Annotated in this window: 12 protein-coding genes; 9 read left to right on the plus strand and 3 right to left on the minus strand. The window is 67.8% G+C overall.

Annotation, left to right across the window (positions count from 1 at the left end):
* The first annotated feature begins 154 nt into the window (after positions 1-154).
* Entirely contained in the window at positions 155-664 is a 510-nt protein-coding gene (locus E3D03_RS06630) for a CarD family transcriptional regulator (protein WP_018000203.1), read from the plus strand.
* A gap of 44 nt (positions 665-708) precedes the next feature.
* On the opposite strand, the gene E3D03_RS06635 is transcribed toward E3D03_RS06630, so the two are convergent.
* A complete protein-coding gene (locus E3D03_RS06635; protein WP_263566306.1) occupies positions 709-1,530 on the minus strand; it encodes an oxaloacetate decarboxylase in 822 nt (273 codons plus the stop codon).
* Between the two features lie 66 nt (positions 1,531-1,596).
* Positions 1,597-2,982: a dipeptidase gene (locus tag E3D03_RS06640; protein WP_263566307.1), complete on the minus strand. Its 1,386-nt coding sequence runs from the start codon at positions 2,980-2,982 to the stop codon at positions 1,597-1,599.
* Between the two features lie 170 nt (positions 2,983-3,152).
* Here E3D03_RS06640 and hemA point away from each other — a divergent pair, with 170 nt between their 5' ends.
* From hemA to ispG, 3 genes are all read left to right on the plus strand, one after another.
* Positions 3,153-4,382, plus strand: coding sequence for a 5-aminolevulinate synthase (gene hemA / locus E3D03_RS06645; RefSeq protein ID WP_263566308.1), 1,230 nt, complete (start codon positions 3,153-3,155; stop codon positions 4,380-4,382).
* Positions 4,383-4,487: 105 nt separating this feature from the next.
* Positions 4,488-5,723 carry a helix-turn-helix domain-containing protein gene (locus E3D03_RS06650; RefSeq protein ID WP_263566309.1) on the plus strand — a complete coding sequence of 412 codons (1,236 nt, stop codon included), beginning with the start codon at positions 4,488-4,490 and terminating at the stop codon, positions 5,721-5,723.
* A gap of 114 nt (positions 5,724-5,837) precedes the next feature.
* Positions 5,838-6,962 carry a flavodoxin-dependent (E)-4-hydroxy-3-methylbut-2-enyl-diphosphate synthase gene (gene ispG, locus E3D03_RS06655; RefSeq protein WP_263566310.1) on the plus strand — a complete coding sequence of 375 codons (1,125 nt, stop codon included), beginning with the start codon at positions 5,838-5,840 and terminating at the stop codon, positions 6,960-6,962.
* A 73-nt stretch (positions 6,963-7,035) separates the two neighbouring features.
* On the opposite strand, the gene E3D03_RS06660 is transcribed toward ispG, so the two are convergent.
* Positions 7,036-7,782, minus strand: a complete 747-nt coding sequence (locus tag E3D03_RS06660; protein ID WP_263566311.1) for a DsbA family protein — start codon at positions 7,780-7,782, stop codon at positions 7,036-7,038.
* Between the two features lie 157 nt (positions 7,783-7,939).
* On the opposite strand from E3D03_RS06660, the gene E3D03_RS06665 reads away from it, so the two are divergent.
* From E3D03_RS06665 to E3D03_RS06685, 5 genes are all read left to right on the plus strand, one after another.
* Positions 7,940-9,088: a pyridoxal phosphate-dependent aminotransferase gene (locus E3D03_RS06665; protein WP_263566312.1), complete on the plus strand. Its 1,149-nt coding sequence runs from the start codon at positions 7,940-7,942 to the stop codon at positions 9,086-9,088.
* Positions 9,085-10,314, plus strand: coding sequence for an N-acetylmuramoyl-L-alanine amidase (locus E3D03_RS06670; RefSeq protein ID WP_263566313.1), 1,230 nt, complete (start codon positions 9,085-9,087; stop codon positions 10,312-10,314). The genes E3D03_RS06665 and E3D03_RS06670 overlap by 4 nt, the downstream gene beginning before the upstream one ends.
* A 71-nt stretch (positions 10,315-10,385) precedes the next feature.
* Complete coding sequence (locus tag E3D03_RS06675; RefSeq protein ID WP_263566314.1) at positions 10,386-12,923, plus strand: penicillin-binding protein 1A; 2,538 nt, start codon at positions 10,386-10,388, stop codon at positions 12,921-12,923.
* A gap of 145 nt (positions 12,924-13,068) precedes the next feature.
* Positions 13,069-14,196: a peptide chain release factor 2 gene (prfB, locus tag E3D03_RS06680; protein WP_062563715.1), complete on the plus strand. Its 1,128-nt coding sequence runs from the start codon at positions 13,069-13,071 to the stop codon at positions 14,194-14,196.
* 130 nt (positions 14,197-14,326) lie between these two features.
* On the plus strand, positions 14,327-15,397 hold the full coding sequence (locus E3D03_RS06685) for a patatin-like phospholipase family protein (protein WP_263566315.1): 1,071 nt from the start codon (positions 14,327-14,329) through the stop codon (positions 15,395-15,397).
* Positions 15,398-15,496: the final 99 nt, after the last annotated feature.

Consider the following 15,496-nt stretch of genomic DNA (forward strand, 5'->3'; position numbering starts at 1 on the left):
GATCAGGCCGCCTTGGTGGCTTGGTCGGCGTTGCTGCCTATTCTGTCCGCAATCCGGCCAGATCCGCGAAAACGATGAATTGGCCCGTAAGGGGGGATCGTCCCGCCTTGGGGTTTTTTGTGCCGCAGCGCGGCGCAACTGCGAAGGAAGCCCAATGTCGAAAGTCAAGAAGACCGAGTTCCGTCCCGATGATTTCGTGGTCTATCCGACCCATGGCGTGGGACGCATCGTCTCGATCGAAGAGCAGGAGGTCGCCGGGCTGCGCCTCGAGATGTTCGTGATTTCGTTCGAAAAGGACAAGATGACCCTGCGCGTGCCCACCGCCCGCGCCTCCGAGATCGGCATGCGCGGCCTCTCGACCCCGGACCTGGTCGAGCGCGCGCTGGACACGCTGAAGGGCAAGGCCCGCGTCAAGCGCCAGATGTGGTCGCGCCGCGCCGTGGAATACGAGGCCAAGATCAACTCCGGCGACCTGATCTCCATCGCCGAGGTGGTGCGCGACCTGCACCGCAGCGACGACCAGCGCGAGCAGTCCTATTCCGAGCGTCAGCTCTATGAATCGGCGCTGGACCGGCTGACCCGCGAAGTCGCCGCCGTGGCCGGCATGGACGAGGCCGGCGCGCAGAAGAAGGTCGAGACGGTGCTGACCGCCCGCGCGGCCTGATCCGGCACGGCAAGATCTGCTGGGCGCCCTTGGGGCGCCCTTTTTCATGCCCGCATGATCGCCTCGATCTCGGCCCCCGGCAGGGCGTCCCGGGCATAGGCAAAGGTGCCGAAGTCGCGCACTTCGCGCGCCGCCCGCATCAGCCCGCCAAGTGCTGCCCGCGCGAAGGAGCCGCCGACGCTGACCCGGCGCACGCCGGCTTCGGCCAATTCCGCCAGGCTGTAGCTGGGTCCGCGCAGCCCCATCACCACGTTCACCGGCTTGTCGAGCGCGGCGCAGACCCGGCGGATCGCCGCGAGGTCGGGCAGGCCCGGCGCGTAAAGCACATCGGCGCCGGCCTGCGAAAAGGCCTGGAGCCGGCGGATGGTGTCGTCGAGGTCCGGGCGGCCGCAGAGGAAATTCTCGGCCCGCGCGGTCAGCAGGAAGGGCAGGCCGCGCGCCGCCTCGGCCGCCGCCCGCACCCGCGCCACGGCCTCGGCGAAGTCGAAGATCGGCGCGGCGGGATCGCCGGTCGCATCCTCGATCGACCCGCCGACCAGCCCGGTTGCGGCCGCGCGGCGCATGGTCTCGGCGCAGCCCTCGGGCGTGGCGGCAAAGCCGTTGCCGAGATCGGCCGAGACGGGCAACCCGGTTGCGGCCACGATTTCCGCCGCATTGGCCAGCACCGCCTCGAGCCCCAGCGCGCCCGGATCGTCCGGCCGGCCCCGCGAGAAGGCCAGGCCCGCACTGGTCGTCGCCAAGGCCGGAAAGCCAAGGCTCGCCAGCAGCCTGGCCGAACCCGCATCCCAGGGATTCGGGATGACGAAGGCCCCGGGTTGCGCATGCAGCGCCTTGAACTGCTGGAACTTCGCTGTCTGATCCGCCATTGCCGCCCCCTTGCCGATGCCGCCGCCAGTCTAGCGGATCGGAACGGAAAGGGAACAGCGTTTGCGTCAGGCCAGCGCCGCGAGGATGCGCGCCCAGCTGCGCGCGCCCTTGGCAAAGCTCTCCAGATTGTATTTCTCGTTCGGGGAATGAATGCGGTCGTCGTCATGGCCAAAGCCGATCAGCATCGAATCCATGCCGAGGATCGCTTTAAAATCCCCCGCGATGGGGATCGAGCCGCCGGCGCCGATATAGGCGGCCTCGCGGCCCCATTCCTGCGACAGCGCCTGCTTCGCCGCAGCAAAGGCCGGGTCGCGGATGTCCATGCGGCTGGCCTGGCTCGCGCCATGGCCGTGGAACGCGACCGTGCAATCGGCGGGGATGGCGGCGCGGACATGGGCGCGGAAGGTCTCGCGGATCGCCTGCGGGTTCTGGGTGCCGGTCAGGCGGAAGCTGACCTTGGCGCGCGCCTCGGTCGGCAGCACGGTCTTGAAGCCCTCGCCGGTATAGCCGCCCGTGATGCCGTTGATCTCGAAGGTCGGGCGGTTCCAGACCATTTCGAGCCCGGTGCGGCCGGTCTCGCCGATGGGCAGGCGCAATCCGACGCGGGACAGGAAGTCGCCGGCGTCGAAGGCCAGGGCGTCCCAGTCGGCGGCGAGCTCGTCGCTGAGTTCCTCGACGCCGTCGTAAAAGCCGGGCAGGGTGACGCGGCCGTCGGCATCCTTGATCGTCGCCAGCACATCGACCAGCAGCTGGATCGGGTTCGCGGCGAGGCCGCCGAAGCTGCCCGAATGCAGGTCGCGGTCGGCGGCGCGGACCACGATTTCCTCGCCCAGCAATCCGCGCAGCTGGGTGGTGATCGCCGGGCGGCCGTCGGAATACATGCCGGTGTCGCAGATCATGGCGATGCCGGCGCGCAGCTCGTCCGCGTTCTCGCGCAGGAAGGGCTGCAGGCTGGGCGAGCCGGATTCCTCCTCGCCCTCGAAAAGCAGCACCAGGTCCGAGGGCAGGGCGCCATGCACCGCCTTCCAGGCCCGGAAGGCCTCGACGAAAGTCATCAGCTGGCCCTTGTCGTCGGCGGCGCCGCGGGCGCGGATGACGCGGCCCTCGGGCGTGTCCTGGACCTCGGGCTCGAAGGGCGGACGGTCCCACAGCGCCAGCGGATCGACCGGCTGCACGTCATAGTGGCCATAGAACAGCAGCGGCCGGCGCGTGCCCTTCGGCGAATGCGCCACCACCATCGGATGGCCGGGCGTGTCGCGGACCGAGGCCTCGAAGCCCAGCCCGGCCAGTTCGGCACAAAGCCATTCGGCGGCGCGGCGCACGTCGCCGCGATGCGCCGGATCGGTCGAGATCGAGGGGATGCGCAGGAACGCCTTCAGCCGCTCCAGCGCCTGCGGCAATTCCGCGTCCAGCGTTGAAAGAACTTCGTCGATTCGGGTACTGTCAGCCATCTTTTCCCTATTCCTGAATGATTTGCTCAGAGATTTCGGCTGGTTCGATGGTCGCAATGCGACAATTTTGCCCTATATTTTCTCTGAATTGACACGTATCAAGTCATGACCCGCGGGATCGGACCATGATCCCCCAAGCGAGCAAGTTCAAGCAAGGCAAGGGACCGCAGATGGATTATTCAGCCGCCCTCGATCAAGCCATCGGGAAGCTGCACGAGGAGGGGCGCTATCGCACCTTCATCGACATCGAGCGGCGCAAGGGGGCCTATCCCCAGGCGATCTGGACCCGGCCCGACGGTTCGGAGACCGAGATCACCGTCTGGTGCGGCAACGACTACCTGGGCATGGGCCAGCATCCGGTGGTGCTTGCCGCCATGCACGAGGCGCTGGATTCGACCGGTGCCGGCTCGGGCGGGACGCGCAACATCTCGGGCACCACGGTCTATCACAAGAAGCTGGAAGCCGAGATCGCCGACCTGCACGGCAAAGAGGCGTCGCTGGTGTTTTCCAGCGCCTATATCGCCAATGACGCGACGCTTTCGACGCTGCGCAAGCTGTTCCCCGGCCTGATCATCTATTCCGACGCGCTGAACCACGCTTCGATGATCGAGGGGATCAAGCGTTTCGACGGCGCCAAGCGCATTTTCCGCCACAATGACATCGCGCATCTGCGCGAGCTGCTGGAGGCCGACGATCCCGAGGCGCCGAAGCTGATCGCCTTCGAATCGATCTATTCTATGGACGGCGATTTCGGCCCCATCGCCGCGATCTGCGACTTGGCGCGCGAATTCAGCGCGCTGACCTATCTCGACGAGGTCCATGCCGTCGGCATGTACGGTCCCCGCGGCGGCGGCGTGGCCGAACGCGACGGGCTGCTGGACCGCATCGACATCTTCAACGGCACGCTGGGCAAGGCCTTCGGCGTCTTCGGCGGCTATATCGCCGCCTCGGCCAAGATGGTGGACGCGATCCGCTCCTATGCGCCGGGCTTCATCTTCACCACCTCGCTGCCGCCGGCGGTGGCGGCGGGTGCGGCGGCCTCGATCGCCTTCCTGAAAACGGCCGAGGGCCAGGTGCTGCGCGACCAGCAGCAGCTGAACGCCCGCATCCTGAAGATGCGCCTGCGCGGCCTGGGCATGCCGATCATGGACCATGGCAGCCATATCGTGCCGGTGCATGTCGGCCATCCGGTGCATTGCAAGGCGCTGTCGGACATGCTGCTGGCCGATTTCGGCATCTACGTGCAGCCGATCAACTTCCCGACCGTGCCCCGCGGCACCGAGCGGCTGCGCTTCACGCCCTCGCCGGTGCATGATCCGCGCCAGATCGACCAGCTGGTGCGCGCCATGGACAACCTGTGGTCCCAGTGCAAGCTCAATCGTTCAACTTCTGCGGCCTGATTTCGGTTTCAGGGTGAACAGCTCTCGCGCCCGTGATAACCTTGCTTTAATCAATCCGTGAGAATCTCCCGATTCGGGAGGGCAGAAGAGAATGGGGCAGGCGTGATGATCGGGCTGAGGGGGAATCCCCCGTCGCATGGCCATGACGAGGCTGCGGCTTTGCCGCATGGCTTCGACGATCCTGATATCAGATTGGGCGACCTGATGCGGGGCGAACGCGCCACGCTGGGCAAGTCTCTGCTGGACGTGCAGCGCGAGCTGCGCATCCGCGCCTCCTATGTCGCCGCCATCGAGAATTGCGACATCTCGGCCTTCGACACGCCGAGCTTCATCGCCGGCTACGTCCGCTCTTATGCGCGCTACCTGGGGATGGATTCGGACTGGACCTTCCACCGCTTCTGCCAGGAATCCGGTTTCCAGCCCACGCATGGCATGGCGCCGGCCGCCTCGGGGCCGAAGCCGCAGCGCCGGCCCTCGGACCCGGCCGAGGCGCTGGCCAATCCGCATCCGATCTTCCTGCCCAAGCCGGAAAGCATGTGGTCCTCGATCGAGCCACGTGCCATCGGCTCGCTGCTGGTCATGGTCGCGCTGGCCTGCGGGCTGGGCTATGGCGGCTGGGCCGTGCTGCAAGAGGTGCAGAAGGTCAACCTGACCCCCGGCGACCAGGCGCCCGGCATGATCGCCGCGCTGGACCCGGTGCAAGAGGCGGCCGAGCCCGAGACCGTGGAATCGGCCCAGGTCAACCTGCCGCGCCCCGAGGGGCTGGACCGCACCTATCGCCCGCAGGCGCTGGAGGTGCCGGTGCTGGTGGCCCGCGACGGGCCCATCGCCGCCATCGACCCGGGGTTGGCCGCCCCGGTCGCGGCGCAACCCGAGGCCGCCATCGCCCAGGCTGTCACCGCCCCGGGGCAGGCCGCCCAGGCCGAGCGCGTCTTTGGCCCCGAGATGCCGGCCGAGCAGCTGGCCGTGCGCACCATCGCCCCCGACGCCGCCGAGATCGAGATCCTGGCCGCCCGCCCGGCCTGGGTCCGCGTCACCTCGGCCGACGGCACCGTGCTCTTGGAAAAGACCATGGACGCCGGCGAACGCTTCGCCCTGCCCAAGCTGGAAGCGCCGCCGATCCTGCGCGCCGGCAACTCGGGCGCGGTCTATTTCGCGGTGAACGGCCGCACCTATGGCCCGGCCGCGCCGGGCGCCAAGGTGGTCAAGAACGTCGAACTGTCGCCGACGGCGCTGACCGCCAAATTCGCCTTTGCCGACCTGACCAAGGATCCCGAACTGGCGCAGATGGTGGCCATGGTCGCGACCCCGGGCGATGCCCCGGCGCCGGTGCAGGAATAGCCGTCTTCGCCGGTCACGGATGCGACATCGCCGGAGGGGTGGCTTGCCGACCCGGCCGCATGCGCCTATCTGTCGGGGACGAACCCGCCTCTTGCGCAGGAAAAGGCCGCCGCCATGTCGCATAACCCCATCCGCCCCTGGCGCAACATCGACCGGCGCAAGTCGCGCCAGATCATGGTCGGCAAGGTGCCGGTGGGCGGGGACGCGCCGATCAGCGTGCAGACCATGACCAACACCGACACCAGCGACGTCAGGGCGACGCTGGACCAGGTGCTGCGCGCCGCCGATGTCGGCGCCGACATCGTGCGCGTCTCGACCCCTGACGAGGCCTCGACCCGCGCCCTGCGCGAGATCTGCCGCGAAAGCCCGGTGCCGATCGTCGCCGACATCCATTTCCACTACAAGCGCGCCATCGAGGCCGCCGAGGCCGGCGCTGCCTGCCTGCGCATCAACCCCGGCAATATCGGCGACGAAAGCCGGGTGCGCGAGGTCATCAAGGCTGCCCGCGACCACGGCTGCTCGATCCGCATCGGCGTCAACGCCGGCAGCCTGGAAAAGCACCTGCTGGAAAAATACGGCGAGCCCTGCCCGGATGCGATGGTGGAATCCGGTCTCGACCACATCAGGATCCTGCAGGACAACGACTTCCACGAATTCAAGATCAGCGTGAAGGCCTCGGACGTTTTCCTCGCCGCCGCCGCCTATCAGCAGCTGGCCGAGGCGACCGACGCGCCGATCCATTTGGGCATCACCGAGGCGGGCGGGCTGATGGCCGGCACGGTGAAATCCGCCGTCGGTCTGGGCAACCTTCTGTGGATGGGCATCGGCGACACGATCCGCGTCAGCCTGTCCGCCGACCCGGTCGAAGAGGTCAAGGTCGGGTTCGAGATCCTGAAATCGCTGGGCCTGCGCACCCGCGGCGTGCAGATCATCTCCTGCCCCAGCTGCGCGCGACAGGGGTTCGACGTCATCAAGACCGTGGAAGCGCTGGAAAAACGCCTCGAACACATCAAGACGCCGATGAGCCTGTCGGTCATCGGCTGCGTGGTGAACGGCCCGGGCGAGGCCTTGATGACCGACATCGGCTTCACCGGCGGCGGCGCCGGTGCCGGCATGGTCTACCTGGCCGGCAAGCAGAACCACAAGATGACCAACGACCAGATGGTCGATCACATCGTCGAACTGGTCGAGAAACGCGCCGCCGAGATCGAATCCGCGCAATCCGCCGCCGCCGAATGAAAAGGGGCGGCCCGCCGGACCGCCCCCATGCTTCTTTGCTCTGCAAATACCCAGGCGACGCCGGCGCGCCGGTTCAGCCGTTTTCCGCCCGCGCCCGCGCAATCGCGCCCTGCAGCCCGTCGGCCGGCACGCCGCGCAGCATCTCGCCGCCGATGATGAAGGTGGGCGTGCCCATCACGCTCATCTGCTCGGCCAGCTGGCGGTTCTTGCGCAGCACCGCCGAGACTTCCTCGGTGTTCATGCGGTTCAGCACTGCCTTGTCGTCGACGCCCAGCTCGCCCGCAAGCGCGGTCAGGCTTTCCAGGTTCACCGGACCGCGCGATTCCATCAGCGCGTCATGCGCCTTCTTATAGGCATCCGCGCCCGCCTCCTGCTGCACCGCCACGGCAAAGCGCGCAGCGAGGTCGCTTTCCTGGGTCAGGATCGGGAATTCCTTCAGGATCCAGCGGATATTGCCATCGGCCGAGATCAGCTTCTCCAGGTCCGGGTTCACCTTCTTGCAGACGCCGCAGCGATAGTCGATGAACTCGACCAGCGTCACGTCGCCTTCGGGGTTGCCGCCGACCCAGCTGTGGCCGTCGTCGAAGATCGCGTCCTTGTTGTTCTGGACCAGCAGCTTGTCGTTCTTGGCCTCGTCGGCCACGCGGCGCTCTTCCAGCACGTTGATCGACTCGACCAGCACATCGGGATTGGCCATCAGATAGTCGCGCACCGCTTCGCCGAAGGCGGCCTTCTCGGCCTCGCTCATGTTCGCCGGGTCGAAGGCAAGGGCGGGCAGGGCGGTCGCCGTCAGAGCCGCGGCGGTCAGAATGGCTTTCATAGGTGGTCCTTTCCAGTTGCCGCAAAGCTTGGCCCGACACGCCCGCCGTTGCAAGCGGCAGGCCCTGGTTTCAGGCGCGCTTTCACGCGGGCTTGACCTCGGGCGCTTGACCCGGGGGGCGCCAGGCCCGATACCCGGCCAAAACCATGAGGCAGAGATGAGACATTCGCAGCGCGGGCAGGTCGATCCGTTCATCGTGATGGATGTCATGGAGGCGGCCCGCAAGGCCGAGGACGCCGGTCGCCACATCATCCACATGGAGGTCGGCCAGCCCTCGACCCCGGCCCCCGAGGGTGCGCGCCGGGCGCTCGCCGCCGCGCTGGACCAGCCGCTGGGCTATACCGTCGCGCTTGGCTTGCCGGAACTGCGCCGCGGCATCGCCGGGCTTTACCGGCGCTGGTATGGCATCGAACTGAACGCCGAGCGCGTCGTGGTCACGCCCGGCTCCTCGGGCGCCTTCATCCTGGCCTTCGCGGCGCTGTTCGATGCCGGCGACCGCGTGGCCTTGGGCGAGCCGGGCTATCCCAGCTATCGCCAGATCCTGCGCGCCATGTCGTTGCAGCCCGTCGGCATCCCGACCCGGGCCGAGGATCGCTATCAGCCGCGCCCGCAGGACCTGCCCCGGGATGCGCGGGGGCTGATCCTGGCCTCGCCCGGCAACCCCTCGGGCACCGTGCTGCGGCGCGAGGAACTGGCGGCGCTGACCGCGCGGGCCGCCGAACTGGGGATGAATGTCATTTCGGACGAGATCTATCACGGGCTCGACTACGGCGCCGGCTTCCATTCGGCGCTGGAGGTCACCGACGAGGTCTTCGTCATCAACAGCTTCTCGAAATATTTCAGCATGACCGGCTGGCGCGTCGGCTGGATGGTGGTGCCGGAGACCATGATCCGCACCGTCGAGCGCATTGCCCAGAACATGTTCATCTGCCCGCCCCATGCCAGCCAGGTCGCGGCGCTGGCAGCGCTGGATTGCGTCGAGGAAGCCGACGCAAACCTGGCTGTTTACGCGGAAAATCGCCGCCTGATGCTGGAACGGCTGCCCGGCATCGGCTTTGACCGCATCGCCCCGCCCGAGGGCGCCTTCTACATCTATGCCGATGTTTCGGAACTGACGGACAACAGCCTGAACTTCGCGGCCGAGATCCTTGAAAAGGCTGGGGTCTCTGTCACACCGGGGCTGGATTTCGACCCCGTGCGCGGGGCACGGACGCTGCGCTTCAGCTATGCCCGCTCGACCGCCGACATCGCCGAGGGGCTGGACCGGCTTGCGGGTTTCATGGACGAATACCGGGCGGCCCGATGAGGTGGCTTTTCGCGCTGCTGCTGGTCTGCCTCGCCTGGCCCGCACTGGCGCAGGACAGCTCGGCGCTGGCGCGGATCGACCTGGCGCATTCCGCGCTGCTGGCCGAGGGGCGCGACCGCGGCAAGCCGCGGCCGCTCGAGCTGCAACTGGCGGTCAGCCAGCCGGTGCCCTATCGGGTCTATTTCCTCGACGGCCCGCCGCGGCTGGTGGTGGATTTCCGCGAGATCGACTTTGCCGGCACCGACGCCCAGGCGCTGCCGGGGCGCGAACTGGTGCCGGCGCTGCGCTGGGGCCGGTTCCGGCCGGGCTGGTCGCGGCTGGTGATGGAACTGCCCGGCCCCTATGCGCTACGCATGGCGGTGCAGCGCCCGGCCGAGGGCGGCGCCGGCGGTGCGCTGGTCAAGCTGCGCATCGAGCCGGTGCCGCAGGACGAATTCGCCACCCGCGGCAATGCGCTTTCGGCGCTGTGGGATCTGCCGGCGCCGGCGGCGGTGGCGCCGCTGCCGCCGCGCCGCGCCGCCGACCGACCGCTACGCATCGCGCTGGATCCCGGCCACGGCGGCCATGATCCCGGCGCCCAGGTCGGCGCCATCTATGAGGCGGCGGTGATGCTGGGCTTTGCCCGCGAGCTGTCCGAGATCCTGACCCGTGCCGGTTTCGAAGTGGTGCCGACCCGCAGCGACGACAGCTTCGTGCCGCTGGAGCGGCGCATGACCCTGGCGCGTGCGGGGCAGGCCGACCTGTTCATCTCGCTTCATGCCGATGCCCTGCCGGCCGGCGAGGCGGCGGGGCTCTCGATCTATACCTGGAACCCGCAGGCCGACGACCGCGCCACGCGCGAACTGGCGATGCGCCATGACCGCACCGATCTGCTGGCCGGGCTGGACCTGGCCGGCATCGACGACCAGATCGCCGACGTTCTGATGGACATGGCCCGCATCGAGACCCAGCCGCGATCCGAGGCCTTCGCCAAGTTTGCCGTGTCGGAACTGAACCGCGCCGGCATCGTCATGCACCGCCGCCCGATGCGCGGCGCGGCGTTCTCGGTGCTGAAATCGCCCGACATCCCCTCGGTGCTGATCGAGCTCGGCTTCCTGACCGATCCCGGCGACCGCGCGAACCTCTTCGACCCGGAATGGCGGGCGCGCACGGCCGGGGCCATCGCCCAGGCAGCCAGCCTCTGGGCGCGCGACGACGCGGCGCGGGCGGCACTTTCCCGCAAGTAGCGCAAGGTTGCTTTGACGGGGGCGGTGGCGCTGTCTATAGAGGCCCTGTTTTCCCCGAGAGGCCTTGCCCGTTGCTGCGTTTCGTCCTGTCCTTCTTCGGCGCGATCTTTTCCTGGTTCGTGACGGCCGTGTTCTTCATCGCCTTGACGGTGGGGGGTGTGTTCTGGATGTATTCGCGCGACCTGCCCAGCCACGAGCAGCTGGCGCAATACGCGCCCAAGACCATCAGCCGGATCTTTTCCGGCGAGGGCCGGATCATCGACGAATTCGCCGAGGAACGCCGCATCTTCGTCCCCATCGACGAGATCCCGCCCCTGGTGCGCGAGGCCTTCGTCAGCGCCGAGGACAAGAACTTCTACCACCACCACGGTTTCGACCCGCGCGGCATGATCGGCGCCATGGTCGAGGCGGTGAAGTCGCGCGGCCAGAACGTGCGCGGCGCCTCGACCATCACCCAGCAGGTGATGAAGAACTTCCTGCTGTCCAGCGACCGCAGCGTCGAGCGCAAGATCAAGGAGCTGATCCTGGCCACGCGGCTGGAATCGACGCTGTCCAAGGACCAGATCCTGGAGCTTTACCTGAACGAGATCTTCCTGGGTCAGAACAGCTTCGGCGTCGCCGCGGCGGCGCAGACCTATTTCAACAAGCCGCTGACCGAACTGGCCCCGCATGAGGCGGCGACGCTGGCCGCCATGCCGCAGGCGCCCGGCCGCTATCACCCGGTCCGCGCCAAGGAGCGGGTCACGGAACGGCGCAACTACGTGCTGCGCGAGATGTGGCAGAACGGCTATATCGACCAGGCGACCTGGGAGGCGGAATCGAAACTGCCGCTGCGCTCGGTGCAGAACGGCGATTTCCCGGCCTTCCAGCAGCAATTGCCGCCGCGCGACTATTTCACCGACGAGATCCGCCGCCAGCTCTCGGCCCAGTTCGGCGCCGAGGAGTTCTTCTCGGGCGGCCTCGCCATCCGCGCCACCGTCGATCCGCGGCTGCAAAAGGTCGCGGCCCGGGCGCTGCAGAAGGCGCTGGAGCAATACGACCGCGGCCGCGGCATCTGGCGCGGCACCCGCGTGACCATCCCGGCCGAACAGCTCGCCACCGAGGCCGACTGGCGCGCCGCCCTGGCCGAGACCAAGGTGCCGCGCGACATCGAGGGCTGGTTCCCGGCCGTGGTGCTGGCGCTCGGCGACACCGACGCCACCATCGGCATCGAGGACCACGAGGCGACCCAGACCATCCCCGCCAAGGACGTGCAATGGGCGCGAAAGCGGCTCTCGGACGGCAAGCTCGGCCCGAAGGCGCGCGTCGCCTCGGACCTGCTCGAGGTCGGCGACGTGGTGCTGGTCCGGCAGATGACCGACGACAAGACCGGCGCGCTGATCCGCTGGACGCTGCGCCAGGTGCCCGAGATCGAGGGCGGCTTCATGGCCATGGACGTAAACACCGGCCGGGTGATCTCGATGCAGGGCGGCTTCAGCTACCAAAGCTCGGTTTTCAACCGCGCCACCCAGGCGCAGCGCCAGCCGGGTTCCAGCTTCAAGCCCTTCGTCTATGCGGCGGCGCTGGATTCGGGTTTTACCCCGGCGACGATCATCGTTGACGAGCCGATCACCGTGAACACGCCGCAGGGGTTGTGGACGCCCAAGAACGCCTCGGGCAAGTTCTACGGCCCGACGCCGATGCGCACCGGCATCGAGCAGTCCAGGAACCTGATGACCATCCGCATCGCCCAGGACATCGGCATGGATACGGTGGCGAAATATGCCGAGAAATTCGGCGTCTACGACCATCTCGGCCATTTCCTCGCGAACTCGCTCGGCGCGCAGGAGACGACGCTGTTCAAGATGGTCGCCGCCTATGCCATGTTCGCCAATGGCGGCGAGCGGGTCGAGCCGACGCTGGTCGACCGCGTGCAGGACCGCCGCGGCCGCACCATCTATCGCCACGACCGCCGCGACTGCGTGACCTGCGGCCAGGCGACGCTGCCGGCCGGCGCCGCGCCGCAGATCGTCTCGAACCGCGAGCGGGTGATGGACGCGATCACCGCCTATCAGCTGACCTCGATGATGGAGGGCGTGGTCAAGCGCGGCTCGGGCCGCGGCGTCAGCCTGCCGGTGCCGGTCGCCGGCAAGACCGGCACCACCAATGACGCCAAGGACGTCTGGTTCATCGGCTTCACCTCGAACCTCGTCGCCGGCTGCTACCTGGGTTACGACCAACCGCGCACGCTGGGCTCGAACGCCTTCGGCGGCACGCTTTGCGTCCCGGTCTTCAACGAATTCATGAAGGAAGCGGTCAAGGAATTCGGCGGCACCGCCTTCGCCGTTCCGCCGGGCGGGCATTTCGTCAACATCGACCGCTTCAGCGGCGCCATCCTTGGCCCCGACGCCAAGGGCGACAATGTCATCGCCGAATATTTCCGCGACGGCCAGGATCTCAGCGGTCTCGGCCTGGTCGACGGCGGCTTCGGCCGCGCCGACCCGGCGACGCTGCCGCTGTTCACCTCGGCCCGCGATGGTGGCCAGGCGGTCACCACCTCGACCGGCAAGAAGAAGGTGATCCCGAAAAAGGCCGATTTCGGCACCCTCTCCTCGGGCGGCCTCTACTAGCCCAGGTTTTCTTTGCTCCGAAAATACCCCCGGGGGGTCCGGGGGCAGGCAGCCCCCGGCGCCGGCCGTGCCCCGCGCGCATCCCTTGCCCGCGACGCGCGCCCGCGCTATCTGTCTGCGGTTCCGACCTGAAAGAGACCGACCCATGCGCGCCGAAACCCAAGCCACCATCGATGCGATCCGCAAGTCGCTGAAGCTTCTGGCGCAGCGCATGGATTGGGAAACCGCGCCGCACCGGCTGGAGGAACTGAATGCCATGATCGAGGCCGGCGACATCTGGTCCGACCCGGCCCGCGCGCAAAAGCTGATGCGCGACCGCCAGATGCTCTCGGACGCGGTCGAGACCTATCGCCGCATCGAGACCGAGCTCAAGGACAATGCCGAGCTGATCGAGCTGGGCGAGGCCGAGGATGACGCCGAGATCGTCGCCGATGCCGAGGCATCGCTGAAGGCATTGGCCGAACTTTCGGCGCAGAAGGAACTCGAGGCGCTGCTGAATGGCGAGGCCGACGGCAACGACACCTTTCTCGAGGTGAATGCCGGCGCCGGCGGCACCGAAAGCTGCGACTGGGCCTCGATGCTGGCGCGGATGTATGTCCGCTGGGCCGAGAAAAAGGGCTACACCGTCGAGCTGCTCAGCGAGACCGGCGGCGACGAGGCCGGCATCCGCTCGGCCGCCTACAAGATCTCGGGGCCGAACGCCTATGGCTGGCTGAAATCGGAATCCGGCGTGCATCGGCTGGTCCGCATCTCGCCCTATGATTCGGCGGCGCGGCGGCATACCTCGTTCAGTTCGGTCTGGGTCTATCCGGTGGTGGATGACAATATCGAGATCGACATCCCCGACAAGGATATCCGCATCGACACCTATCGCTCGTCGGGCGCGGGCGGACAGCACGTCAACACCACCGACTCGGCGGTGCGCATCACCCACCTGCCGACCGGGATCGTGGTGACCAGTTCGGAGAAATCCCAGCACCAGAACCGCGCCAACGCCATGGCGGCGCTGAAGGCGCGGCTGTATCAGCTGGAGCTCGACAAGCGCAATGCCGCGATCAACGCCCAGCACGAGGCCAAGGGCGATGCCGGCTGGGGCAACCAGATCCGCTCCTACGTGCTGCATCCCTACCAAATGGTGAAGGATCTGCGCACGGCGCATGAGACCTCGGACACGCAGGGCGTGCTGGACGGCGACCTCGACGCCTTCATGGCAGCGACCCTGGCGCTGGATGTCGCCGGCAAGAGCCGGGCCGAGGCGCAGGCCGAGGACTGAGCCGGCCGCGCCTGTGGCCCGGTCGGCGGGGTATTTGCAAAACAGAGAAAGCCGGAGCCGGGCGGTTTCATGCTGCGCTGCGGCATGTTATGCTGCATGTGCAAAATGCGGCTGAAACGCTGGAGGCGACATGGCGGTCAAGCACATCAATCTGGCCCTGCAGGGCGGCGGCGCGCATGGCGCTTTTGCCTGGGGCGTGCTGGACCGGCTGCTCGACGAGCCCGAGATCGAGATCCGCGGCATCAGCGGCACCTCGGCCGGGGCGCTGAATGGCGCGGCGCTGGCGGCGGGCCTGTCCTGCGGTCCCGGCCGCCGCGGACGCGAGGCGGCGCGGCAGAATCTGGCCTATATCTGGTCGCAGGTCGGACAGGTCAGCGACAATGCCATGGTGCGCTGGCTGCATTCGATGTTCCCGTCGCCCAGGGGCTGGCAGCGGCTGACCGAGTTGCTTTCTCCGGTGGCCTGGCTTGGCTCGCTGACCCGGATTTTCAGCCCCTATGACAGCGGGCCGTTCTATTCCAACCCGCTGGCCGCCATCCTGCGCGAGATGCCGCATCCGCGCCTGGGCCGCGAGGAGGGGCCGGCCTTCTTCGTCACCGCGACCAATGTGCGCACCGGCCTGGTGCGGGTCTTCGGCGGCGCCGAGGTGACGGTGGACACGGTGCTGGCCTCGGCCTGCCTGCCCGAGATCTTTCGCGCGGTCGAGATCGACGATCCGCTGACCGGGCGGCGCGAGGCCTATTGGGACGGCGGCTATTCCGCCAATCCGGCGCTGTTCCCGCTGTATCGCGCCGATCTGCCGCGCGACATCGTCGTGGTCAACATCAACCCGATGCTGCGCGAGGTGCTGCCGCGCTCGCCGGCCGCGATCCAGGACCGGGTGAACGAGATCAGCTTCAACGCCGCGCTGCTGGCCGAGCTGCGCGCGATCAATTTCGTCAAGAAGCTGCATGCCGAGGGCCGGCTGACCGGGCGGCCGATGAAGAACGTGCTGCTGCATGCGATCATGGACGACGCGCTGATGAATTCGCTCAGCGCCGCGACCAAGCTGGTGCCGGCGCCGGGCCTGCTGGAACGGCTGCACGACGCCGGCGTCATCGCGGCCGAGGCGTTCCTGGCGCAGAATGCCCAGAATATCGGCATCCGCGATTCCTATGACCTGGCGCAGCTGTTTCCGACGACGGCGGTTTCGGGGCGCTGACGGGGGGCGGGCTGCAAAGCCGCGGTCGAGCCGTGGCTTTGGTGGTCGGGTGCTGCGGATCAGGCGCTTGCGGCGCTTTCAGACGCGCCACGGCATGCC

Origin of the sequence: Paracoccus sp. DMF, assembly GCF_004407025.1 — a bacterium.
Taxonomy (GTDB): Bacteria; Pseudomonadota; Alphaproteobacteria; order Rhodobacterales; family Rhodobacteraceae; genus Paracoccus; species Paracoccus aminovorans_B.